The organism is Nitrosomonas communis (assembly GCF_001007935.1).
In the GTDB taxonomy this organism is placed as follows: domain Bacteria; phylum Pseudomonadota; class Gammaproteobacteria; order Burkholderiales; family Nitrosomonadaceae; genus Nitrosomonas; species Nitrosomonas communis.
Window position 1 is genome coordinate 2392780 of record NZ_CP011451.1, and the last position, 25488, is coordinate 2418267.

Here is a 25488-nt window from a genome sequence, read left to right on the forward strand (position 1 = left end):
GGGTAGTCGTTGGTCAAATAAATAATTTTAATGCAGTGTCACTACCAGCAGGAATATGATGCGCTGCCATGGTTGCTTGAATATTTATAAGTTGTTCTCTACTCCTCCTGATACCGTTATCACTTAGTGGTACACGATTATCATCTACCATGATGCCATTTAAGGTAGAAGAAAAAAGTCCAGCGAGATGAGCCATTTGATCAAATACTTTCTCGCCATTGGCTACCCTTGGCACATCAAACAAAAAAGTAATCCCATGTGTGGTCAAGGTACGCATATTGGCAGGTAAGAAGGGCGTTGCTTCATAGTTACCCAGAGAAAACAATACAGCATTGTTTTCATCTCGATATCTGAATGCACCCTCAGATTCAAGCCTAAAGCCAGCTGACTCAGCCAAGGCGCGTATTTTCGTTCCAACGAAAGCACCGCCATCTTTGCTGATAATATTAATACCCATCACTATATCGACTTCTGCACAAAATTTGTCGAGTGATACTGCTCTTATATAGGCATTCGAAATATCCGGGCAATCAGCAACTGCATTTACTTGTAAGGCAAAATCTTCGACCATATCACGGAATCGAGATAAATTAACTTCACTTACCGGACCTGCTCGATCAACCAGCTGCAAACAGCCATTTAAATAGATATAACCACCTTTCGTATGAAGTGATTCAATCGTAATTTCTTCCCAGGTTTGACCATCTTGACTCAGTCCATACCAATGGACAGGTTTTCCAAAGTCAAATTTCTGCTGTAATAACTCAGCTAGTTTGTCGTTAGAGATCAGCTTGTTAGCCCGAATACTCGTGATATAGTTGATGGTGCTGTCAAAATTAACCGATTTATGCTCTTCTAGTGGCTCATCAATAGACAGTTCTTCAGGTTCTAAACGTGCTTTTGGTTCTAAACGTACTTTTTCTTTTGTGGAATTAGCTTCAGTTTGCAATTCTTGAGTGGAGTCAGTACTGAATTTAGGTTCGATACGTTCATTTTCCCAACCGGTTTTGCCCATTTTCAATAATGCGTCTTCATGCTCATGCTCAAATGAGCGTTTGACGTTACGTCGATAACGCATTTGCTGTAACCAGTTAAATAGAGCTACAGCGCCAATAATAATTATACCGATAATGATTAGGATGATTTGTAAGTCACTCATACTCAAAGTCGCTCATATTCATGTTTAATAAGCCAATATTTTAATTTCAATCATTATAATTATAATCCCTTATCGTCTTTAAATAAGTTTTAGACGACACCTATTTCTTTGTTTGAGTTTATGGCCTTATCGAGATCTACCGTAACTATACGTGAAACCCCTTGTTCTTGCATGGTAACACCAATGAGTTGTTCTGCCATTTGTATCGTAGTTTTGCTGTGACTGATGAATAAGAATTGAGTTTCTCTCGACATCCGTTTTACAAGATCACAAAAACGTATTGAATTATTGTCATCTAAAGGCGCATCCACTTCATCAAGCAAACAAAAGGGTGCAGGATTAAGTTGGAATAATGAAAATACGAGTGCTAAAGCGGTAAGCGCCTTTTCTCCACCCGAGAGTAAATGAATTGAGTTATTTTTTTTACCAGGAGGCTGTGCAGTGAGCTGCATTCCGGCATCGAGGATTTCTTCACCGCTTAAAACCAGCCTTGCTCGACCTCCACCAAATATGGCTGTGAATAATTCGCCTAAATGCGTATTTACTTTATCAAAGGTTTGCATGAGGCGCTCACGTGTTTCGCGGTCAATTTGTCGAATGGCATTTTCTAAAGTGATGACTGCTTCTTTCAAATCAGTGGCTTGTTCATCAAGATATATTTTACGTGCTTGTGATGTTTCTAATTCCTCCAATGCAGCAAGATTAACCGCGCCAAGTGCTGTAATTTCAATATTAATTCGATTAATTTCTGCTTTTAATCGAGAAGGCTGCACATTGTTCAATAACGGCCGCAATTCATCTTCTTTAGCACCAGCCTCTAAAAGTTTCTCGTTAAATTGATTTTCTGTTAAACGCGCTTCCTGCTCCTTGAATCGTATCTGATTGATAGATTCTCGGAGTTGATACGATTTTTGCTCCGATTTAAGCCGCGCTTGTTCCGTTTCACGTAGCGCCTCGGTTGTATTTTCCAGGTCATGACGAACTGAGGTTAAAACCTGTTCATGATCTATTTTCTTTGCTAACCATTCATTAAGCTGAGTTTGAAGGGGCTCATCATCCAAATCTGCTTGTGCATGATGCAATTTATCCAGGTTTTCTGTTAAGTTAGCGATGTTTTTGCTGATTGCTTGAACATCGTTTTCTAATTGCTCAATTTTATGCTGGCAATTCTTTTCATGAAAAATAGTTTCACGCATTTTATCTGCCAAATTTTGTACTAATAACCGACATTCATTTAGAGTCTGCTCGGCAACTTCACCCGTTAACTTGATTTGCTGTAGTTGCTCTTCCAGATTAACTATTTGTGCTTTACCCTCAGCCAATTTTATTTCTGCTTCTTGCTTTTGCGTGTATTCAATGGATATTTGATGGGAAATTTCGATTAACTCATCTTCAATTTGATGGTGTCGCTGGGAAACACGTTCTATAAGCTGTGAAAGCTGTAAGATTTGAAGCTGCAACGCGTGTTCCTGCTGCTTTAGTTGCGTTACCTCGCTTCCTAGCTCCGATATGGTGACTTCAAGTTCATCACACCTTCCTTCTACCTCAGCCAATGTGGAGTGGGCATGCGTTAGCTCTTTCTCAAGTGTATCGATTTCAATCTCAATCTGGGCTATTTCACGTTGTCGTGCTAATACCCCATGTAATTGCGAATCGGCCGCGTAATAGCTTAAGCTGCCGCAAGTAAACACATGACCTTCAGGAGTCACCAACATTTCGCCTGGAAGAAGTTGTTTTTGTTGGATGAGACCTGTTTCAATATCGCTAATAGTAAATATGCCGCTTAGCCATGATTCCACCATGGGTTGAATAGTAGCCTGTGCATAATTTAAATAGATGCTAAGAGGTTTCCATTGTTTTTTTTCATGCCTTAGATGACAGCTTGTAGCGCGAACTTTGATGGGAGTGACTTCAAAGATGGACCATTTCCCCGGAGGCGGATGATTCTTCCAATTTAAAGCCATTTCGAGCTGCTCAACGCCTGCAGCATTGATCCGCTCACGCAAAACAGCTTCTAACGCATTTTCCCATCCTTTTTCTATTTGGATGTATTGCCATAAGCGCGGTAATAAATCTAATTGAAGCTGAGATATCCATTTATCTAATGCTTTATTGTTTTCAAGTCGACGTTGAATTTGCTGTAAAGCGGCATGGTGGGCTTGAAGTTGAGTCAGTTTCTGTTGGACAGACTGGACATTCTGCAAAGCTTCTTTTCGAGTATATTCAGTTATTTTTAACTGATTTTCTGCTTCAGTCAAAGCATCTTGTTGCTCTTGCAAATGAGCTATGATCTGATTTTTTTCTTCTGTTAAATTAGTAAGCTCTGCTTTATCAATTTGCGGTTGCGAATTCTGTTCCTGGATCAAGCGCTCATGGCGTGAGCTTAATTGTTGGATGGCTTTATCGGCATGAGCAAGGTGGCTCTGATGCAGTTTTTCTGTTTGCTGGGCAAGTAACAAATTTTTCTGCACAGTAAATAATTGATCTTGGCTCGTGCGAAAAACTGATTCTAGTTCCGGCAATTTCTCATTCTCTGAGTGGTAATTTTGACTGCTCGTGATACAAACCAATCTTGCTTGCTCAATTTCGCTACGCCAGTGATTAAGATGCTCACATGCCTCTTGCATTTGATACTGATTGTTTTCTAGCTGTATTTCGACTGTAGAGATTTGTTTGACAAAATATTCTCTGTTCTCCCGTGTATGCTGCAATTTTTGCTCCATGCGCGCAATCTCAGCATTGATGGCGTATAACTCTCCTTGCATTTCATGTTGTTGTTCACTTACAGTGTGTTGCTGCGCACGCATCTCTTCAAGCTGCTTGTCTAGTTCGTGCAAGCTGGTTACTTCATTTGCCAGCTCATGCTCAAATTGTTGAATTTGCTCCTCTGCATGAATGCGTTTTGCAATCGCTTCCTGTTTTTGAAATAACCATAAAGTATGACAAGTAGTGTTTAATTGTTTTTGTAATGCACCAAATTTCTGGGCGATCTCCGCCTGTTTCTTTAAATGTTGTAATTGTTTTCCCAGTTCTTGAAGAATGTCTTCTACACGCATGAGATTGCCGCGTGTATCAATCAATCGCAGTTCTGTTTCATGTCGCCGCTCACGATAGCGTGAAATACCGGCGGCTTCTTCAAGAAATACGCGTAACTCCATAGGCTTGGCATCGATAATACGGGAAATCATGCCTTGCTCAATGATGGCATAACCGCGTCCACTTACCCCTGTCCCGAGAAAAATATCAGTAATATCTCGACGACGCACGTGGGTATTATTGATGTAATAATTCGATTCACTATCGCGTTGGATGACGCGCTTGATAGAAATCTCGCTATAAGCTGCCCATCGGCTGGCTACTTTTCCAAGTTTATTATCAAAAATTAGCTCGACACTGGCTCGCCCAACAGGCTTTCGGCTAATTGATCCACTGAAGATGACATCCTGTATTGACTCTCCACGCAAAGCCGTCGCCCTGGATTCACCTAATACCCAACGAACGGCATCGATAACATTGGATTTTCCGCAACCATTGGGTCCAACAATACCTACCAGATTACCCGGAATAAGAATGGTGGTGGGTTCTACAAAAGACTTGAAGCCAGCGAGTTTGATTTGGGATAGACGCAATTGAATAATAAATAAAATTGGTATAATTCGGTTTAAGAATCACTTCGAAAGCTATTTTAACTGATTTCACCTTAACCAACCGAATTGAAGAGACCTATCGCATGGCGAGTAAGCCCTCAAAAAAGCTAGAAACGTTCGATAATCCATTTATTGCCAGAGATTACCGGATCCATATGGAAATACCAGAATTTACCTGTTTATGCCCGAAAACAGGACAACCCGATTTTGCCAGACTTATTTTGGATTATATTCCTGATAAAAAATGTGTCGAATTGAAAAGTCTTAAGCTCTATATTTGGTCTTACCGTGATGAGGGAGCATTCCATGAGGCAGTGACTAACCAAATTCTTGATGACTTGGTGGCGGTTCTAAAGCCGAGATATATGCGGCTTATAGCAAAATTTTTTGTGCGAGGTGGAATTTTTACGAATGTCATTGCAGAACACCGCAAGAAAGGTTGGAAGCCGGAACCTGCTGTTTTCCTTGAAGCGTTCGAGGAACAGTCAAATACACGGGGTGATTAGCCGCCGAGTATGTTACTTAAATTAATAAGATAGGTAGCTGTAATGGATGATTTCAGAGAAGAACGGGATGCTATAGGTGCCATCCAAATTCCTGCCCATGTGTTATGGGGTGCGCAGACACAACGATCTTTACACAATTTCAAGATTTCCAATGAGAAAATGCCGACCACGCTGATCCACGCTCTGGCATTGATCAAACGCGCAGCAGCCCAGGTCAATTGCCAACTGGGTTTGCTTGATGACACTGTTGCCAATGCCATTATTGCAGCGGCTGATGAAGTGATGGCTGGACAACATGAAACAGAATTTCCACTCGCTGTCTGGCAAACGGGCTCCGGCACGCAAACCAATATGAATATGAATGAAGTATTGGCAAATCGTGCTTCTGAATTATTGGGCGGAGGGCGTGGCAGCCAACGGAAAGTTCATCCCAATGACGATGTGAATAAAGCACAATCTTCCAACGATGTATTCCCCACGGCAATGCATGTGGCTGCAGTTCAGCTCATTCATAATCAATTAATTCCGGCTATTCGGACGTTACACCAAACCTTATTTACTAAATCTCAAGAATTCAACTCTATTGTCAAGATAGGCAGAACTCATTTACAAGATGCCACTCCTTTAACGCTAGGCCAGGAATTTTCTGGGTATGTTTCACAGTTAGATCATGGGCTCAAACACATTGAGGCATCGCTACCTCATTTATATGAATTGGCTTTGGGTGGAACCGCTGTCGGAACCGGATTGAATACACATCCTGAGTTTGCTGTGCGTGTCGCGTCTGAAATTGCCAAGTTAACGAACTTTCCTTTTGTCACCGCTCCGAACAAATTTGAAGCGCTTGCTGCAAATGATGCGCTCGTTCATGCTCATGGTGCATTAAAAACACTGGCCGCATCTTTAATAAAAATTGCTAATGATATTCGCTGGCTGGCTTCGGGTCCGCGCTGCGGAATTGGCGAGATCAAAATTCCGGAAAATGAGCCCGGCAGCTCAATCATGCCTGGTAAAGTTAACCCTACTCAATCAGAAGCTATGACTATGCTTTGCTGCCAGGTAATGGGTAATGACGTCGCTATTAATATGGGGGGGGCAATGGGTAATTTTGAACTTAATGTAATGAAGCCTTTGATCATCCATAATTTTCTGCAAAGTGTGCGCTTGCTCGCAGATGGAATGATGAGTTTCAACGACCACTGTGCAGTAGGCATCACAGCTAATATCGAACGTATCAATATGTTGATGCGACATTCCTTAATGCTCGTGACAGCTTTAAACCCTTACATTGGTTATGATAAAGCTGCAGAAATTGCTAAAAAAGCCTATCGTGAAGAAACCTCGTTAAAAGAGGCAGCTCTTTCTTTAGGTTATGTTACTGCTGAAGAATTTGATGCATGGGTTAATCCCGAAAAGATGGTTGGAAAAATTAAATAGCATTCTTAATACGATGAACCCAATATTGATTAGTATCTCTTTGCTTGTCATAAGTAACGTTTTTATGACGTTTGCCTGGTACGCACATCTCAAGGAATTGAATTCGGCACCTTGGTTTGTTGCGGCTGTAATAAGCTGGCTAGTGGCTTCTCTCGAATATATGTTTCAAGTTCCTGCAAATCGAATCGGCTATACAGTGTTTAGCGTTGGACAACTTAAGATCATTCAAGAAGTCATCACATTAAGTATTTTTATACCTTTCGCTGTTTTTTATTTAAAAGAACCACTCAAATTGGATTATTTATGGGCGGGTCTTTGCATGATAGGGGCTGCGTATTTTATGTTTAGAGATAAAATCTCATAAACAATAAGTTTTCTCAGGTTCAGGGTGACCATTATCCGCTGATTGTGCTTGCCGATTAGGCTATTACCTTCCCAATTACTTACACGCGCGCTGCTTCGCAGAGTGCTTGCATCGCGGTTTCCGGCAGTGCATAGGTTTTCACCACTCACCTCCTGCCAGCTTGGCTGCGCAGAGGTGCTGATAGAGGGTTTCATGGCTTAAAGACAATTCACCTTTCAGTTCAAGTCGGGCTGATCCGTGTTCAGGATGCATATCCTGCTAAATCATCCTGCCGACCTTATTCCATTTCTAAATCAAACATGACGCGAAGGTGAGCCGCAGACAGTATCAATAATATAGCAAGGCGAAGTCGAAAAAGTCAGTTTTGAGAAATGGAATTATTCCGATCTTCCCGGCCAGATCGCCTGGCTTTGGCTTTGGCTTTGGCTTTCTGCCTCACGCGTTTATTTCTTAGTTCCTGCGCCTGCTTCAGATGCCAATTGTGTTGCCCTTTATTGCACCTGAGTTCGCGCAAGATCACAGATTTGTTCAACATCAGCTTGATTCGCTATCTCACTTGCTTAAACCCGTTTTTCGTAACCCCTAAATCTGATAATGTTGTTCTCGGGTGAGCTGCTGATAGTGCTTCAACTGTGCTCTTTTATTTGACCATTCAAGAAGCTCGGATCCTATCTCAGCTTGCCTCTTGTCGCCTTATAAAAGTTGCACTTCAAACTTGAAACTGCCTGAGTTTTTTATTGCAGCCTTATCTATTTTCTTGTATCGCATCTTTTTTTCGCATCTATTTTCAACTTCAATTTCAATCAGATTTCATAACTTTAATGCTTTTATTCTAAAACAATAACCACAGTTACTTGATTGTTATTTGTTTATCCGTCATGATTTCTTTCCTTATTAGTTGTATGGTTTTATCGCTATGTTGGAGAATATTAATGACATTTTTATTGAATAGCTTTGAAGTTATTGGAATTTCTATGTTTTTATTATGGATATGATTGATGGTCTTCGAAAATTTCAAATTGAGATTGAAGAACCTTGCAAGGCCATAAGAGAAGCGACATTCTATGGATCAATATAAATCTATGGGGCAGTATAAATTTAAGGAAGCGATTGTTATTCCTTTATCCGATGGGTCAGAGCTGGCTTTGATTGTTTATGAACTTGATGGTCAACCTTTTTTAATTCCAGCTTTTGCTGATCCTTTGCAACATGCCTTGTTTAAGCAATTATTAAAAGAATATGGCATCAATCCCACAGATGGTGAGATTGCATGGGATAGTGCAGGATTTATTCATGATATTAGCCAAAAGCAAAAAATCAATTAATTTATGAAGCTCTTTTGATTTTGCCTTGACACATGGGAGTTTGGTATTTGCAGAGATATATTAAAAAACGCCTGGATGAATCAGGCGTTAGTTGTGAAGAACTGCGCTTCCTGTATCGTCAATTTGGTTAGCCCGTAAAACCGTTTCGCAGATAAAGGCCTAAACAGCCTACCTCAAAATAGGTCAGATACATCGCTTTCCTTCTAACCCCTTTATTATGATCTAATTGTGCATAATATATAAAGTGTCATTTACTGGTATTTGACATCCAGCGTCGGCGTGCTTTGTTGGTGCCAATGTTAAAATTATTGTGACAAGTAGAGCCATTGTTATACTTGCTGCCGCGCTGTTGGATTTCTTGAAACAGCTTTCAAAAATTCTCCTTCTTCTTTCATCTTTTTCTGTAACCAGATTACTTGCCGCGATGACTTCTAATCTATCTACTTTTACGTAATCTGCTAGTAATATACAAACATCTACTGGAAGACCTCTTTTTCCAGCTTTAGCCATTCTCAAATTTACATCCAAAATACCTATTCTCTTAGCCAATTCTATTTGAGTCCCTGCTTTTTCTACGCCAATTTCAATGTAATCTTTTAGTTCCATCATATCCCCCTCCTTTATGTATCAAAATTGATACATTTAATTGTTAATTAATCATACTTTTCATATCTCCATAAGTCAAACAAGGATATTAATTATCAGGAGAAAGTATGAAAATATTAGGTCTTAATATAAAACGTATTCACGCTTCAAAGAAATCAGACGGAAAACCCTATGGAATGTATGAGTTAACGTGAGTTCGGCATAAAAATTATCACACCACAGCTGAAAATGAAATATTAAGGGAGGGCTTCTTCTCGTGAAAGGTGTAAGTCACTAGCCCGGCTATCAAATAAATACGGGCGTTATTCTCATTATTTTTTGATAGCTTTTACTGCAGATATTCACATGGTAGCAATTCATGGCCAAGGCCGGCTAACAGCCATGGTACTAAAAATGTATCAGTTTTTTGGGCGACAGGTTTGGATAAGCCGGCTGGTAATGTATCTTATTGCTTCGGGCGGAGAGTGATTTGAGTGATAGTGCGTTTCTGGATGGTTTAGATCAGCCTGGCATGGCCTTGCGTCTCAATTAGCCATTGCCAGGCGCTGGTAAAAGAAACAAACTGGTGGGCACTGAATGATGGCATAGAGCTGATCGCTTTTAATTATCAGGCGTAAAGTTGGGAAGAACCAAGCCAGGTGATAGGTATTCGGCAAAAAATAAAAATTTTAATGCCAGAGATTTCTAAGTCACTGAAGCTGCTTTACTGACATTCATGCCAGCCTGTAATTTGATGAGTTTGTTTCATCAGGCAAGTACTACGAAGTAATAGAGCGTCAGGCAAATCCGATGTCTAACATACCCTAAAACGCTGCGTTATGTTATGTGCTCTTTGCCAAAACTGGCTATATTAACCTATGAGGGCCGAAAAAGATTATTAACCTGGAGTTGCTATGCAATAGCGTGAATAGATCAATGTCTTTGGGATAAGTCCAAAATATTTGATCTTTCCGTTAGATTCAGCCCAATATTCACTCCTTAACTCCTTAACTCCTTATTCCTTAATCGCTTCTAATGGAAAATCTGAGTTAAGCAAAAAAGTGAAATTAGTCTTTGAATAAAAACTGTTAGGTTATATTTATTTCAGCGGAAAAAAGTAATAAGTTATTACATATGGGGTATTTTGAATTAGATTTGTTCAAAAATCCCGATAAATCAGAATTTTTTAAAAAGCCACAGTAGTCTATCAGATAAATGATGCTATGAATGAGGATAAAAAAAGAGTAAAAGAGCCATTCTAATTAACAAAAACTAGGAAGCAATTGATGATCATTGGATTACCTAAGGAAATTAAAGATAAGGAATATCGAGTCGGAATGTCGCCCGGTAACGTACACACGTTAATAGAGCACGGGCATCAGGTTCGGGTACAAGCCGGAGCAGGGGAGGGGAGTTTCTTTACTGATGGAGATTACCAGTCGGCTGGCGCTGATATTGTTCCTTATGCCGAGGATGTTTGGTGTGCCCAGATGGTGGTGAAGGTAAAAGAACCAATTCAGCAGGAATATCGCTATCTGCGTCAAGATTTAATTCTTTTTACTTATCTGCATCTGGCTTCGAATAAAGTACTGACTGATACAATGCTGGCTGCAGGAACGACCGGTATTGCTTATGAAACTGTGCAAACTGAATCAGGTGAGTTACCTTTGTTAGCACCCATGAGTGAAGTAGCCGGAAGAATGGCAATACAAATAGGTGCGACTTACTTGCTTAAAACATTAGGTGGCCGTGGCATCCTGATGGGGGGGGTTCCTGGCGTAGCTCCTGCCAATGTGGCCATTCTGGGAGCAGGTATTGTAGGTGCTAATGCAGCCAGAGTTGCGGTTGGAATGGGTGCTCAGGTGACTGTACTGGACGTGAATCATTCACGGTTGAAATACCTGGATGATATTTTTCATGGGCAATTATTGACGCGTATGAGTGACAGATTCAATATTAAAGAAATCGTTTATCAAGCTGACCTTGTTATTGGTGCAGTGCTCATTCCAGGTGGACGAGCACCTTGGCTGGTGACAAAAGAGATGTTGTTACATATGCGCCGAGGATCGGTTATTGTTGATGTGGCAGTTGATCAGGGGGGATGCGTGGAGACCACTCACCCTACTACTCATAGTGATCCGGTTTATGAATTGGATGGTATCTTGCATTATTGCGTTACTAACATGCCAGGGGCTGTTCCTCGCACGAGTACCTTTGCACTCAATAATCAGACGGCAGCTTATGTAGTGCGCCTGGCAAATGAGGGGCTAGATGCTGTACGTCATAACCGCACTTTGCTCCACGGGCTCAATCTCTATCGCGGTTTCGTGACTCATCCCGCTGTAGCAGAGGCATTCGGGCTGAAATATACGCCGCCATTGCAAGCAATTAATACGGCATCTTTTTGATGAGAATAAGCATTACTTTCTGAGAAGGTACAACTGATAACAATTCTTATTCATAGTATAATCGTTGAAAACTTTGTAAGCTATGATTTTACTTTCTGACATTCTCATGCTTTATATTTAAATAAATGTGCAAACTATTTTCGATTAAACGTTTTTTGGTCATTACATACTGTTTTGTTTCCCTGCTGGTAATCAATGTAGCCCAGGCAGAGCAGGTCGTAGTGTATTCAGCAAGAATTGAAGAACTTATCAAACCGATGTTTGATGCTTTTACCAGAGAAACAGGCATTCAGGTTAAATTTACGACAGACAAGGAAGGCGCTTTATTGGCCAGACTTAAAGCAGAAGGAAAGAGAACTCCGGCCGATGTTCTCATTACTGCAGATGCAGGGAATTTATGGGAAGCCGCACGGGCGGGACTATTAAAATCTGTTTCTTCTTCTATACTGGAAGCAAATATTCCTGCTCATTTACGAGATCCGCAAGGGCATTGGTTTGGTCTTTCGGTGCGGGCTCGCACTATCGTCTACAATACGCAAAAAGTAAAGCCGTCAGAGCTTTCTACCTATGAGGATCTGGCAGATCCGAAATGGAAGGGAAGATTATGCTTGCGCACCTCAAAAAAAGTTTATAATCAATCGCTTGTTGCAATGATGATTGCCGAGCATGGGGAAGCTGAAACTGAAAGAATTGTGAAAGGTTGGGTCGATAACCTTGCAACTGAGCCTTTGTCTGATGATACGAGAACGCTCGAATTTGTAGCAGCAGGACGATGCGATGTGGCTCTGGTTAATACTTATTATTATGGCAGATTGATGGAAAGCAATTCTAATTTACCTTTAGCTATTTTCTGGCCCAATCAAAAAAATAGTGGTGTGCATGTCAATATTTCAGGAGCTGGCGTTACTCAATTCAGCAAGAATGAGCATGCAGCCATCAAATTGCTGGAATTTTTATCTTCAGAGAAAGCGCAAAATTTATTTGCTGACGTCAATATGGAATATCCTGTTAATCCTAAGGTTAAGCCCAGTAAAATAGTTGCAGCCTGGGGAGAGTTTAAACAAAACCCAATGAACTTAGCCAAAGCAGGGGAGTTGCAAACAGCAGCAATAAAATTAATGGATCGTGCGGGTTATCGATAATCTAGTAGGTACATGTGAATAGTGAAAAATATGCTGTAGTAGAAAATAAGAATCCAGAAATTAGCCGCCCCTTGTTAAACCACAAAGCAAGTTTCTGGCGGCTAATTCCGTTTCTCGTTGCAGCACTGATACTTATTCCTGTCGTTGTTGTTTTCTCTTCATTTCTCATGCCAACGGACGATGTCTGGAAGCATCTTGTTGATACTGCACTTTTTACCTTATTAATCAACACATTTTGGCTCTCAGTGGGAGTTGTGGTTGGGACGTCATTGTTGGGTGTCAGCCTTGCGTGGCTTACCGCAATTTATCAGTTTCCGGGCAGCAGGTTCTTTTCCTGGGCTTTGTTGCTGCCACTAGCCATTCCAGCCTATGTGACTGCATTTATTGTACACGGTTTGTTTGATTATACTGGTCCTATTCAGACAACTTTACGCACTTGGCTGGGATCAGAGTTACCCTGGTTTCCTGATTTATACGGAAGAGGGGGAGTAACAGTTGTTATGATTCTGGCTTTCTATCCCTATGTCTATTTAATGGCACGCAATGCCTTTCTAACGCAAGGAAAGCGTTTGCTAGAAGTGGCTCAGTCGCTGGGCCTTAACCGTAAACAAGGATTCTTCAAAGTAGCGCTGCCGATGGCTCGCCCATGGATTGCAGGCGGTATCATGCTGACGCTCATGGAAACGCTTGCAGATTTCGGGACCGTTTCTGTATTTAATTACGATACATTTACCACGGCGATCTATAAAGCATGGTTTGGCATGTTTTCCTTACCTGCGGCTTCTCAGCTTGCATCATTACTGATCACCCTGGTTTTTGTACTCATTATTATTGAACAACAATTTCGAGCGCGAATGCGTTTCGCTGAAACAAAGAGAAGTTCACACGCTGATCGTATCGTACTTTCAGGTTGGAAAGCGTGTACAGCTATATGCTTTGCTGCAAGTGTTTTATTTTTTGCATTTGTGCTGCCCATCATGCAATTGAGTGGCTGGGCTGCTCATTCTTTAATGCAGAGCTTTGATCAACGTTATCTGGAATTTCTCTTGCATTCACTTCTGTTATCAGCCATGGCCACACTGATTACCTGTTTTGTTGCCATATTATTAGTTTATGCAGTTCGCCTTTATTCTAATACGTTCACTCGAATCGCAGTCCGTATTGCAACGATAGGTTATGCTCTGCCAGGTGCCGTATTAGCAGTAGGTATTTTTATTCCCCTTGCCTGGTTAGATGATCAGTTAAATGAATGGCTATTAACTCTGTTTCAAATTGAAGCTGGTTTATTGATTCAAGGCACAGTCGGTGTCATGCTGATAGCTTACATGACACGCTTTCTTGCTGTTGCTCACTATCCTATAGACAGTGCTATGCAACGTATTACGCGCAGTATAGATGAGGCAGCGATGGGTTTTGGTTTAACCGGTTGGGCTGTGCTTCGAAGTGTTCATTTACCCATGTTGAAAACCGGAATATTCACCGCTGCTGCGTTGGTGTTCGTAGATGTCATGAAAGAAATGCCCATTACTTTGATGACTCGTCCCTTTGGCTGGGATACATTGGCTGTACGTATTTTTTCATTGACTTCAGAGGGTGAATGGCAGCAGGCTGCATTACCTGCTGTGACGTTAGTTTTGGCGGGATTGGTGCCTATTATTTTACTGATGCGACAAACAGACAAGTAGCTTGTGGATACCTTACTGAAATTAGATCAAATTCAACATGCTTATGGTAAGCAGACAACCATTAGTCATTTATCGTTTGATTTAAGAAAAGGAGAGATCGGGTGCTTGTTAGGACCCAGCGGTTGTGGGAAAACCACTGCATTACGCTGTATTGCAGGCTTTGAACCATTAATGGGAGGTGAAATATTACTTAACGGCATGGTGGTGAGTCGTGCTAACTTTAGTCTTCCACCCGAGCAAAGACATGTTGGTATGGTATTTCAGGATTATGCCTTGTTTCCTCATCTGACAGTAGCAGCAAATGTAGGGTTTGGATTGCACCGCAGTCATCCGACTGAGCGTATGCAACGTGTAGCTGAGATGCTACAAATTGTCGGTCTTGCAGAAGAGGCTAACAAGTATCCTCATGAGCTTTCCGGCGGGCAGCAACAACGTGTCGCCTTAGCCCGAGCACTGGCGCCTCATCCTGATTTATTACTACTAGATGAACCTTTTTCTAATCTGGATGTCACCTTGCGGGAGCGTTTAAGTTTAGAAATACGCGATATTCTAAAAAGTCTGCATATTACTGCCATTCTGGTAACGCATAATCAAGACGAAGCTTTCTCTGTGGCAGATGTAATTGGCGTTATGCATCAAGGCAAAATTATGCAATGGGATACAGCCTATAATTTATATCATCGTCCTGCCAATCGTTTTGTCGCCAATTTTATCGGGCAAGGTATTTTTCTCCCCGGGAAAGTGCTTTCCCTTGAAAAGATTGAAATAGAACTAGGTATTTTAACGGAAGAAATTTATCATCAGTACCAATTAGATGACGCGATTTATCATGCCGGAAGTGAAGTAGAGGTATTAATTCGACCAGACGATATTGTGTACGATCAACAAAGTACTTTACAAGCCATGGTCACCCATAAAGCATTTCGAGGTGCCGAGATTCTTTATACGTTAAAATTAGCCAGTGGCAAGACTCTATTATCGCTCATTTCGAGTCATCATAATCATGCGATTGGTGAGAAAATCGGTATCAGGTTAGAAGCTGATCATCTCGTAGTTTTTAAAAAAGAAAATTATACAGATGTTCAAGAATCGCGAACATTCCATCCCTAATGGGGATAGATTACGGTTAAAGCTTGCAGGTGGCAATAAAATACATTGATTAGCCGAGAATTAAATTAACTTCTGAAAATTATTTCGGCAGCTGAAGATACTAGCCTGGCGCACAAACCATCTTGAAATTACACTATTCATAGCTAAGTGACTAGTTTATCGCAGACTTGAATTTCGTGCGGCACGGATTGCTTCGGCAAGCTGCAGCACTGACATTGCGTAAAAAGTACTGCGATTATATCGTGTAATAACATAGAAATTCTGAAAACCAAGCCAATATTGAAGCGTATCATCATCTTTTAATTCAATAAGTGCTGCTAATCTTTCATCGCTTGTTTTTTCCAGCGGGATAATATTGGCTGCACGAAGTTTTTTTACTGGATGAATAGGCTCAATGCCTGCAAGCAAAATTTCTTGATAATGATTACTGCCAATAGGTATGTGTGCGCGTGCGATGGTGGGTCCTCCTGCTTCCCACCCGTATTCCTTGAGATAATTGGCGACACTGCCAATTGCATCAGTTGCATTGCTTGCTAAATCAGTTTTTCCATCACCATCAAAATCTATGGCATAACGCCTATAACTTCCCGGCATAAATTGTGGAAAACCAATGGCTCCTGCGTAAGAACCTCTGATACTGAATAAATCGAAATTTTGCTCCTGTGCCAGTAACAGGTATTGTTCCAACTCATTTTTAAAAAAATCAGCGCGTCTTGGAAAATCAAATGCTAAAGTGGTCAATGTGTCTATAACGCGATGTTTACCTGTCGTTGTACCATAGGCAGTTTCAACGCCAATGATGGCAACAATAATTTCTGCAGGAACGCCAAATACTTGACTTGCTTGCTCCAGTTTCTGTGCATGTTCATTCCAGAAATTGACGCCGCTTTTTATGCGCTGTGGATTGATAAAACGGGCGCGATATTTATTCCAAGGTATGGAGGAAGCGGGTACTGAAATCAAATCAATGATAGTTGGCTGGAATTGCACCCTATTAAATATATCTTCAAGTTTGGATTGATTGAATCCATGTTGTGCAACCATTTCATCAATAAACTGTCTTATTTCCTGACGTAAAGGAGATGCAATAAGCGCCATACTCCAGAAAATCAAGAACAAATAAATAAGCATGCTCAATATTTGACGGATATAATTACGCTTGATTAAATGCATGATTATTCGCCTCTTGTTGGAATAATTAAATAGATAAGTAGATTCTGCTTCATCTTTTTGTATGTAAAATAAACTTCATTAATAAAACTGGGGCTAACCGCCAGTTTATGATTTAATGTCAGCTTCTTAAGTATTGTTAGTCTTACGTAGGCTTTATAGAAGTTTAATTGTAATGTATGACAACACTTCCCATTTGCCGGAATTTTCTATAGTATAACAATCACAAGCTTGCGCACTTCTATTTCAGCTTTGATTCGATTGGCTGTCATGCATGACAGATCTATTCATTAGTGCATTGCACTATTGATCAATATTAACTTGAAAATAAAATTTGAATGAGGATTTCATGAGCCAACATGTTCATTATATTACAGATGCCACTTTTGAAGCGGAAGTACTACAATCAACCACACCAGTATTGGTTGATTATTGGGCAGAATGGTGTGGACCATGCAAAATGATTGCCCCAATTCTTGATGAAGTTGCGAATGAGTATAGTGGTAGACTTAAAGTTGCAAAACTTAATATTGATGAAAATCAAGCGACTCCTCCAAAATATGGAATTCGTGGCATCCCTACCCTTATGTTATTCAAAAATGGTAATATTGAAGCAACCAAGGTGGGTGCTCTTTCAAAGTCTCAATTGACAGCATTCATTGACAGTCATCTATAAAATCTTAGACTTACCTAATAAAAGCGCTCTATAAGCTTTAGCTGAAAGAGTATTGCTCCAAACTTGACTTTTCCTATTGGCGTTACTCCTCTTCCTGATTATTTTAGCTTCATTTTCTATCCCAATCATTTTTTACGAGTTTCTTCATGCGTTTATCTGATCTTAAAAGTCTTCATGTTTCCGAATTGATAAAAATGGCTGTTGCCAATGAAATTGAGGGAGCCAATCGTTTGCGAAAACAGGATCTGATTTTTGCGTTACTAAAAAATCAGGCACGTAAAAATGAAAGTATCTTTGGAGAAGGAACACTGGAAATTTTGCAGGACGGTTTTGGGTTTTTACGCTCACCTGACACTTCTTATCTGGCAGGACCGGATGATATTTATATCTCACCTAGTCAAATTAGGCGCTTTAATTTGCATACCGGTGATTCAGTCGATGGGGAGATTCGTCCCCCGAAGGATGGAGAGCGGTATTTTGCCTTAGTCAAAGTTGACAAGGTCAATAATGAGCCGCCAGAAAATTCCAAACGAAAAATTCTGTTTGAAAATTTGACACCATTGTTTCCTACTGAACGTTTGGTATTAGAACGTGATATTAAATCTGAGGAAAACATTACAGGCCGGATTATTGATCTGATTGCTCCCATAGGGAAGGGGCAGCGGGGCTTATTAGTTGCAAGCCCAAAATCCGGAAAAACAGTCATGTTGCAGCATATTGCGCATTCAATAGCAGCTAATCATCCTGATGTCATCTTAATGGTGTTATTAATTGATGAGCGACCTGAAGAGGTGACAGAAATGATTCGCTCAGTCAGAGGCGAAGTGATTTCGTCTACTTTTGATGAATCTGCCATGCGACATGTTCAAGTAGCCGATATGGTCATAGAGAAAGCTAAACGCCTCGTGGAGCATAAAAAAGATGTGGTGATATTACTTGATTCTATCACTCGTTTAGCTCGTGCGTATAATACGGTTGCACCTGCTTCCGGCAAAGTATTAACAGGGGGGGTGGATGCCAATGCGTTGCAGCGCCCAAAACGCTTCTTTGGTGCTGCACGGAATATAGAAGAAGGAGGTTCTCTTACCATTATTGCTACCGCTCTCGTAGATACCGGCTCACGTATGGATGATGTCATTTACGAAGAGTTTAAAGGTACTGGCAACATGGAAATTCATCTTGATCGGCGTATGGCAGAGAAACGTATTTATCCTGCCATTAATGTTAACCGTTCGGGTACTCGCCGAGAAGAGCTGTTGCTTCCGCAGGATATCTTACAGAAGATATGGATATTGCGAAAACTACTTTATCCAATGGATGAGATGGACGCAATGTCATTTCTACTTGACAAGATTAAAGCTACAAAAGGTAATGCTGATTTTTTTGATTCAATGCGGCGTGTATAAATTATTTTTGTTACTACATCTTTAAGTTTGTTTTACGATGGCATTGATATTGAAAGAAACATGAGCCTTCCAAAGTTGCGCCCAGCCCTTTAATAAAGGATAATACCCCGTTTTTTTAATTTATAATCCAGAGATTTGGTCTGAGAATTAAGGACGAAAGAAAATATGAGAGCAGAAATCCATCCAAATTATCAAGAAATAACAATAACATGCAGTTGTGGTAATGTCTTTAAGACATGTTCTACTTTAAATAAGCCTTTGCATGTAGAGGTTTGTTCGGCTTGTCATCCTTTTTATACCGGAAAACAGAAGATTGTAGATACTGCCGGAAGAGTTGAGAAATTTAATCGCAAGTATGGAAAACCAGTACAAAAATAAATATTAAACCGTTATATTGTGATTGGGTAATTTATTCTTTTCTTAAATTTTTCCAAAATTTAACGTTTATTTCTGTCAACAGCGCCGATTGAAAAAGCACATACAATACTTATTAATATAGCGTTGAATGTGCTTATCAAAACAAGCTCATTCGCGCTGAAAATTCTGTAATTGAATACAACAATAATCGTTCATGTGTTCTAATATACAGAGCAACTGTCCAATTAAGCAAAATCAAGACTAGGTTAACGTGAGTTCGATATAATGATTGCGCTACCACAACTGAAAGAGCTTGAGGGAGTCTGATATCAAGCGAGAGTTTCTTCTCTCGAAAAGTGTAAGCCACCAGCCCGGCATCAGATTAACAAAGTAATTAAATGGGGTGCGATGAGGGGAATGCTCGATTTGCAAGTATCTTACAACGGGCCATTGGCGGCTCCCATAAGCTGTCTTTCCCCGGGCAGTAAACTCTGCCATTAACTTTATAAGATCCAATGTGGCGGTTGTGACACGCACTGATCTTGATCAATCAATGCAGCTGATTCCACTACATTGTCCAAAGCGGCCGGTCAGAAAGTAGCACAAGGGCGCCAGGCTGCCTTGCAATAAACTCAACAAAGCGGTTGTAGCTCACTAATCTTCGAAAACAAGACTGATGCCTCAACACCTCACCACCTAAATAATAGTGTTTAAACGTCCGATAGCCGGACAGATGAAATCCCACCATGATGGTCATGACTGTCACTTAAACACAGTTATGCTCGTCGCCGACGCCGTTTCAGCGATGAATCCGACAAGTACTAATCCCAGCTCGGCTCAAACTCTTTACAAAAGTCGTCAATCACGCAAAAAATCGTTATAGTATCCATTGAATCTGGCCCCTCTAAGGATGAAATTCTTTTCCAAGATAACTTCATCATAAGGAATTCAGATTCCTTTTGCTGCTTTTCTTATCCCGAACTTACGTTATTTATACTGTCTGCGATTCGCCTTCGTATTATATTTGATTTGGAGACGAAATAATAAGCAATTGTGTCCTTTAAAGAAACAAGTGATTTCTTATTTGATTACTTAATTTTATTATCTGTACCGGTATTATGAAACATAAAAAATCAAATGTTTATAATAACTAGGTCTAATAGTTTAAAAACCTTAATATTATTATAAATAATATTAAAATCAATCGTCTGTAAGAGTTAAGTAAAACGCCACTTTAAAGAATCAAGTGAATTATAGATTTGTTTTTTGCAGAGAACGTATTCTCTATATGGATATTCTTAATGAAATACAAATACAATATCTCTGATAAAAACTTTTGAATAAAGGAATGGAGTGGGAATTAAACTAAGTTGGTAGAAGTGTTTGATCAAAAAACTGGCTTTCTTGATGACTGTTTCAATATTTGGTTTTATGATCCCGGGTAAGATACTTGCTCAATGTGTTATTTACAGGCTGAATAAACCATACTTTATTGGCTATTACTCTCATCTTGGGTGATTTTTATGGAAAAAACAGGTAAAAAAACAAGTGGTGGTAATATGATATGCCTTGCTCCGCTCGTTTTTTTATTTTTTTTCCAATTCGCTGCCGCGGCAGACATACCGCCAGTCAATGTTCCCGATACCATGGCGGAACGCGTAAAAGCATGTATCACTTGCCATGGTCCGGAGGATAAGAAAGGTAGAGATGTGTATTATCCGCGCATCGCTGGCAAGCCGGAAGGTTATCTTTTTAATCAGCTACGCAATTTCAGAGATGGTAGGCGTCATTATCAACCCATGGCTTGGCTGCTGAAAGGTTTGCCTGATCAATACCTGCGGGACATGGCTGCATATTTTGCTTCGCTGAAACAGATTTTTCCTCCCCCTGAGCCGATGAGTTCTGCTTCCGCCGACATCGAACTGGCCCGTAAGCTTATATTTCAGGGTGATCCTGCCCGAGAAATTCCCGCGTGTGTTGAATGCCATGGAAAGGATTTAATGGGAACAGCGCCTTTTATCCCTGGCTTGCTAGGCCTGCCACGTATCTACATAATCGCCCAATTTGGTAGCTGGCAGAATGGCGGTATGATGCGGGGCCAAACCTCTGACTGCATGTCAGAAATTGCAAAACAGCTTACTACTGCGGAGGCGAATGTCATAGCAACTTGGTTGGCTGCACAGCCGGTTTCGGAAGCACTCCTCAAGCAGGAGCATTCTGCAGCCCTCTCTGAAAAAATGGCTAGACGTTGCAGTAGTATTGTCATGCCATCTCCCGCACTGCAATGAAGCGCTCTGTCATCTCCGCTGCAGTAGTTGGATTAATCCTCGCTGTATTTCTGGTTTCGATCGGTTTTTCTCCTGTGAGTGAAAAGTCTGCAGTGGCAAAGCTAGAAGATAACATTGTGGAACAACAGGTACAGCAAGCACGAGGCGCGTATCTTGCACATATCGGCAATTGCATGGGGTGTCATACTGGACAAAACGGGCAGCCCTACGCTGGAGGACATATTCTTGAGACGCCTATCGGAACATTCATAACACCTAATATTACACCTGACCAGCAAACCGGTATTGGTCTCTGGAATGAGGAGGATTTCTGGCGGGCGCTGCATGAAGGCAAGGGACGCAATGGCGATCTTTTGTATCCGGCTTTTCCATACACGGAATATACAAGAATCACTCGCGAGGATTCCAATGCAATTTTCGCCTATCTTCAATCTCTCCCGTCCATTCAACAACAAAACCCACCGAACCAGATCCATTTCCCTTTTAATTTCCGTCCGCTCATTTATATCTGGCGAGCCCTCTATTTCGAGCAAGGTATTTACCAGCCTGAAGCTGGAAAGAGCGATGAATGGAATCGAGGAGCATATCTGGTGCAAGGACTCGGGCATTGCAATGCCTGCCACACAACTCGGAATCCGCTGGGTGCAAGTCAGGGCGAAATTCTGGGGGGAGGACAGCTCATGGGTTCTAACTGGTATGCGCCATCCCTGACTTCGCTGCAAGAAGCAAGCACTTCCGATTGGCCGATCCACGAAATCGTTCAACTACTCACGGTAGGCTTGTCATCCCGTGCGATCACAACAGGGCCGATGGCAGCTGTCGTCAGTCAAAGTCTTCAGCATTTGTCAAAAGATGATGCGCATGCTATGGCAGTCTATCTGCAGTCTTTACCGAAGACCGCTCCCCATTCAAGGGGAATCGCTCCTGAGCTTACGGAGGAGGTTGACAGGCAGCTCCAGCATGGCCACAAGATCTACGAGACACACTGTCAGGATTGTCATGGAAGCTTCGGGCAAGGTGCACCAGGGGCATATCCTCCGTTGGCTGGCAACCGTAGCGTCACACTAGCGTCCCCGATTAACGTGATTCGTAGCATTCTATACGGCGGTTACGCACCAGTCACGGCAAGTAATCCACGTCCTTACGGCATGCCGCCGTTTGCACACATCTTGAATGATGAAGAGATCGCATTAGTATTGTCGTATATCCGTAATGCATGGGGTAACCGCGGGAGCATAATCACCTCAGTTCAAGTTGATAGAAGCCGAAAAGGCGCACAATGAGATAACTCCATCTCCAAATCAAACATAACACGAAGGTGAGCTGCAGGCAGTATCAATCATACGGCAAGGTGAAGTCGACAAAGCCAGTTCTGATTTAGAAATGGAATAGAATTTTATATCATTCAATGTTCTGAACTTGCTCACGCATTTGTTCGATCAATATTTTTAGTTCCACAGAAATTTTTGAAACTTCTATGTCTACAGATTTTGAACCAAGAGTATTAGCCTCCCGATTAAGTTCCTGCATTAAGAAATCAAGCCGTTTGCCAACACACCCTCCCTTTAATAAGGCGTGTTCCACTTCATCTAGATGAGTTTGTAATCGTGATAATTCCTCGTCTATATCAATTTTGCTGGCAAATAATATTAGCTCTTGCCGAAGACGATCATCGTTACCATCTATTTTTGCTTCTTGCAAACGTGTTATTAACTTTTCCTGAAAATTAGCGAGTAACATTGGAATACGCGGTGAGAGCGCCGTTGTCAATTGGCGTAATTGGCGCAGACGCTCCAGCAATGTATTCTTCAGTTTTTCTCCTTCACGAACACGCGTAGCGATAAACTCATTCAAAGTCGCCTGAAGTAATTCCATGCAAGCTTCATGTAGTGCTGGAGTAGACGCCATATCGCTTTTCAATATGTCAGGCCAACTCAAAATGTCTGCTACAGTCAGGCTTTTTGCATCCGAAAGAGCTGATTTAACCGTGTTGTTCAGCTCTATTAATCTACTTAATAACGGCTCATTGAGCTGTTGAGGTAAATCTACTTTAGCGTACGGCATGAAGGTTAAACGGCAATCAATTTTCCCTCGCTTTAACTGAGTATTCAGGAGCTCACGCATTGCGGGTTCCAGCAAGCGGAATTCATCTGGCAAACGGAACTGAATATCGAGATAGCGATTATTAACCGAGCGTAGTTCTAGCGTTAGGGAGCCATGTGCAATCTCCTTAGACATAACGGCATAACCTGTCATGCTGGCTATCATGAGTTTTTCCTTACCTTAATAATAATCTTGATATGAGTCAGTATAGAAGGTTGGTCAGTTGAAAGCCATGAATCTTTTAATATGCTTTTTCTCCTCATCAACGAGTCGATTAAAACGGATGAACCCAGAGGAGTAAGTTTATGGATGGGCTAATTGTTGGAGATAGTTGCGCCATCCACCAAAATGGCTGATATCAGTAGCTTTTTTGATGGCATAATGTTCACAGAGAAAACCTTGCACTGTTTCACCATTTACCAAGGTAATAGTGCCGATACCTAACGGTGCTGGAATGAGGGCGACAAAGCTGCCAAATTTGCGTGCCGGCAACTCCCAAATTTCCAATTCAATAGCGAAGCCTCGTTCATTCTCATTTACTCGAATTAAGCCAGGACGTTGAGGTGGTTGGCCTGGCAATGCATAGAGCTTGTAGTCTGAGGAAGTCGTGGTGCTGGTTATTAATCGGCCCTGGCGAGTAGTCAATTGTTCATTTAGCGGTAGGCCGGATAAATGTGCGCCACAAACGGCGATACGAATCTGACTAGACTGAAGTACGTCAGGGAAATGAGTTTTAGGTAACGCAATACCCGTCGCACCCAAAGGCAGTGAGTAGAGCGCTTGCAAACGGTGCGCAAGATGCAGTAAGGGCATATCCTGGTGAGCAGGTGCCACCAGCGAAATACCAAAAGGAAGCCCATTATGTTGAAAACCAGCAGGGGTAGCGACGGCTGTATAGTCGAGCAGATTCATGAAATTGGTGTAATAACCCAGATGGGTATTGAGACGTATCGGATCTTGCTGCATGGCTTGGACAGAATAGATCGTGCCGGCAGTGGGGGAAAGCAAACAATCAACCCTTTGCCAGATCTGATCTGCCTGCTGTTTAATCCGACGCAATTGATCGTATCCTTTAAAGGCGTCAGCGGCGGAGTATTGTTTCGCAGCTGAGATAATTTCGCGTATCGGCGCAATGATTTGATCGCCTTGGGACTCGAAAAATGACTGAATCGCTGTATACCGTTCGGCTATCCAAGGGCCTTCATAGAGAAGGCGGGCAGCTTCGAGAAAAGGTTCAAAATCGATTTCAATCGCTTCTCCACCCAGCGTATGCATCGAGGCGACTGCCTCATAGAACAACCGCTCACTTTCAAGGTTACCGAAGAATTGCAATTGCTGCCTACGCGGAACAGCAAAGCGAAAATGGGAAACTGCACCAAAGTCAAAGTTATATTCTTCTCTTTGCCTGGAATAAATATCTTCAGCATCGTAGCCAGCAGAAACCTCCAGAATGCGCGCGGCATCAGCAGCAGTCAATGCAAAAATTGATATGGTATCGAGGGAGCGGCAGGCTGGCACCAGGCCATGCGCTGAAAGCCAGCCTTTTGTCGGTTTATAACCAATCAAATTATTAAAAGCGGCAGGAACCCTGCCCGAGCCTGCGGTATCGGTGCCAAGACTGAAACATACCTGCCCCTTGGCGACAGCAACCGCCGAGCCTGAGCTCGAACCGCCGGAAATATAATCACGGTTAAACGCATTGCGGCAAGCACCATAGGGAGAGCGGGTACCATTCAGGCCTGTGGCGAATTGGTCCAGATTGGTTTTGCCGATAGGAATGGCGCCAGCATCCATCAATCTGCGCACAACCGTCGCGCTGCGAGAGGGTGTGTAGGCAAAAGCTGGGCAGGCAGCCGTGGTCGGTACACCGGCAAGATCAATATTATCCTTGATGGCAAAGGGAATCCCATATAGCGGGAGTTCCGCCATTCCCTTTGCTTCTACCTGGCTTGCATAATATTTCAAGGACTCCAGTGGAAGTGGAGTAATCCAAACATGGTCCGGATCATGTTGAATTTCAACATGAATCCTCTCTACCAGTTGAGTGGGGGATAACTCACCCCTTGCGTAGCGTTGCAGTAAAGAGACAATATCACTGAGCGGATAAAATTTTTCCATTG

21 protein-coding genes and 1 pseudogene are annotated in these 25488 nt (G+C 41.7%); 14 read left to right on the forward strand and 8 right to left on the reverse strand.

Annotation, left to right across the window (positions count from 1 at the left end; genetic code table 11):
* Positions 1–13 precede the first annotated feature (13 nt).
* On the reverse strand, positions 14–1159 hold the full coding sequence (locus tag AAW31_RS10890; RefSeq protein WP_046850241.1) for a cell division protein ZipA C-terminal FtsZ-binding domain-containing protein: 1146 nt from the start codon (positions 1157–1159) through the stop codon (positions 14–16).
* A gap of 89 nt (positions 1160–1248) precedes the next feature.
* A complete protein-coding gene (gene smc / locus AAW31_RS10895; protein ID WP_046850242.1) occupies positions 1249–4788 on the reverse strand; it encodes a chromosome segregation protein SMC in 3540 nt (1179 codons plus the stop codon).
* Positions 4789–4889: 101 nt separating this feature from the next.
* On the opposite strand from smc, the gene queF reads away from it, so the two are divergent.
* From queF to AAW31_RS10910, 3 genes are read left to right on the forward strand one after another with little or no spacing between them, the layout of a single operon-like run.
* On the forward strand, positions 4890–5312 hold the full coding sequence (queF, locus tag AAW31_RS10900; protein ID WP_046850243.1) for a preQ(1) synthase: 423 nt from the start codon (positions 4890–4892) through the stop codon (positions 5310–5312).
* Between the two features lie 42 nt (positions 5313–5354).
* Positions 5355–6749, forward strand: a complete 1395-nt coding sequence (gene fumC, locus AAW31_RS10905) for a class II fumarate hydratase (RefSeq protein ID WP_046850244.1) — start codon at positions 5355–5357, stop codon at positions 6747–6749.
* Between the two features lie 13 nt (positions 6750–6762).
* Positions 6763–7113, forward strand: coding sequence for a DMT family protein (locus AAW31_RS10910; protein WP_046850245.1), 351 nt, complete (start codon positions 6763–6765; stop codon positions 7111–7113).
* 358 nt (positions 7114–7471) lie between these two features.
* Here AAW31_RS10910 and AAW31_RS21370 read toward each other — a convergent pair whose 3' ends face one another.
* Positions 7472–7648: a hypothetical protein gene (locus tag AAW31_RS21370; RefSeq protein ID WP_158441495.1), complete on the reverse strand. Its 177-nt coding sequence runs from the start codon at positions 7646–7648 to the stop codon at positions 7472–7474.
* Between the two features lie 529 nt (positions 7649–8177).
* Here AAW31_RS21370 and AAW31_RS10915 point away from each other — a divergent pair.
* The gene (locus AAW31_RS10915; RefSeq protein WP_046850246.1) at positions 8178–8438 is read left to right on the forward strand and encodes a hypothetical protein; all 261 of its coding nucleotides are present in this window, start codon (positions 8178–8180) and stop codon (positions 8436–8438) included.
* Positions 8439–8660: 222 nt separating this feature from the next.
* Here the strand turns inward: AAW31_RS10915 and AAW31_RS10920 are convergent, their stop codons facing one another.
* Positions 8661–9047: a hypothetical protein gene (locus tag AAW31_RS10920; RefSeq protein WP_046850247.1), complete on the reverse strand. Its 387-nt coding sequence runs from the start codon at positions 9045–9047 to the stop codon at positions 8661–8663.
* 342 nt (positions 9048–9389) lie between these two features.
* Here AAW31_RS10920 and AAW31_RS23155 point away from each other — a divergent pair, with 342 nt between their 5' ends.
* The 5 genes from AAW31_RS23155 to AAW31_RS10940 all read left to right on the forward strand — a co-directional run bounded on the left by AAW31_RS23155 (position 9390) and on the right by AAW31_RS10940 (position 15368).
* Complete coding sequence (locus AAW31_RS23155; RefSeq protein WP_258920391.1) at positions 9390–9512, forward strand: hypothetical protein; 123 nt, start codon at positions 9390–9392, stop codon at positions 9510–9512.
* Between the two features lie 797 nt (positions 9513–10309).
* Entirely contained in the window at positions 10310–11431 is a 1122-nt protein-coding gene (ald, locus tag AAW31_RS10925) for an alanine dehydrogenase (RefSeq protein WP_046850248.1), read from the forward strand.
* Positions 11432–11556: 125 nt separating this feature from the next.
* Positions 11557–12573, forward strand: a complete 1017-nt coding sequence (locus tag AAW31_RS10930; RefSeq protein WP_082110425.1) for a Fe(3+) ABC transporter substrate-binding protein — start codon at positions 11557–11559, stop codon at positions 12571–12573.
* A gap of 167 nt (positions 12574–12740) precedes the next feature.
* Positions 12741–14258: an ABC transporter permease gene (locus AAW31_RS10935; protein ID WP_082110566.1), complete on the forward strand. Its 1518-nt coding sequence runs from the start codon at positions 12741–12743 to the stop codon at positions 14256–14258.
* A gap of 3 nt (positions 14259–14261) precedes the next feature.
* Positions 14262–15368, forward strand: coding sequence for an ABC transporter ATP-binding protein (locus tag AAW31_RS10940; RefSeq protein WP_046850249.1), 1107 nt, complete (start codon positions 14262–14264; stop codon positions 15366–15368).
* Between the two features lie 156 nt (positions 15369–15524).
* Here AAW31_RS10940 and mltB read toward each other — a convergent pair whose 3' ends face one another.
* A complete protein-coding gene (mltB, locus tag AAW31_RS10945) occupies positions 15525–16541 on the reverse strand; it encodes a lytic murein transglycosylase B (protein ID WP_046850250.1) in 1017 nt (338 codons plus the stop codon).
* A gap of 346 nt (positions 16542–16887) precedes the next feature.
* On the opposite strand from mltB, the gene trxA reads away from it, so the two are divergent.
* From trxA to rpmE, 3 genes are all read left to right on the forward strand, one after another.
* Positions 16888–17214 (forward strand): thioredoxin TrxA, encoded by a 327-nt coding sequence (gene trxA, locus AAW31_RS10950; RefSeq protein ID WP_046850251.1) that lies wholly within the window; start codon positions 16888–16890, stop codon positions 17212–17214.
* A gap of 146 nt (positions 17215–17360) precedes the next feature.
* Entirely contained in the window at positions 17361–18620 is a 1260-nt protein-coding gene (gene rho, locus AAW31_RS10955; RefSeq protein WP_046850252.1) for a transcription termination factor Rho, read from the forward strand.
* 165 nt (positions 18621–18785) lie between these two features.
* Entirely contained in the window at positions 18786–18998 is a 213-nt protein-coding gene (rpmE, locus tag AAW31_RS19955) for a 50S ribosomal protein L31 (RefSeq protein WP_074665799.1), read from the forward strand.
* A 271-nt stretch (positions 18999–19269) separates the two neighbouring features.
* On the opposite strand, the pseudogene AAW31_RS23905 reads toward rpmE, so the two are convergent.
* Positions 19270–19867, reverse strand: a pseudogene (locus tag AAW31_RS23905) (transposase); the annotation flags it as partial.
* A gap of 633 nt (positions 19868–20500) precedes the next feature.
* Between AAW31_RS23905 and AAW31_RS10960 the strand changes: the two are divergent.
* Positions 20501–21265 carry a c-type cytochrome gene (locus AAW31_RS10960; protein WP_052752210.1) on the forward strand — a complete coding sequence of 255 codons (765 nt, stop codon included), beginning with the start codon at positions 20501–20503 and terminating at the stop codon, positions 21263–21265.
* Positions 21262–22548: a c-type cytochrome gene (locus AAW31_RS10965; protein ID WP_046850253.1), complete on the forward strand. Its 1287-nt coding sequence runs from the start codon at positions 21262–21264 to the stop codon at positions 22546–22548. The genes AAW31_RS10960 and AAW31_RS10965 overlap by 4 nt, the downstream gene beginning before the upstream one ends.
* A gap of 118 nt (positions 22549–22666) precedes the next feature.
* Here the strand turns inward: AAW31_RS10965 and AAW31_RS10970 are convergent, their stop codons facing one another.
* Together AAW31_RS10970 and atzF are read right to left on the reverse strand one after the other, a co-directional pair.
* Complete coding sequence (locus AAW31_RS10970; protein ID WP_046850254.1) at positions 22667–23533, reverse strand: YicC/YloC family endoribonuclease; 867 nt, start codon at positions 23531–23533, stop codon at positions 22667–22669.
* Positions 23534–23671: 138 nt separating this feature from the next.
* Positions 23672–25486, reverse strand: coding sequence for an allophanate hydrolase (atzF, locus tag AAW31_RS10975; protein WP_046850255.1), 1815 nt, complete (start codon positions 25484–25486; stop codon positions 23672–23674).
* Between the last annotated feature and the right edge of the window lie 2 nt (positions 25487–25488).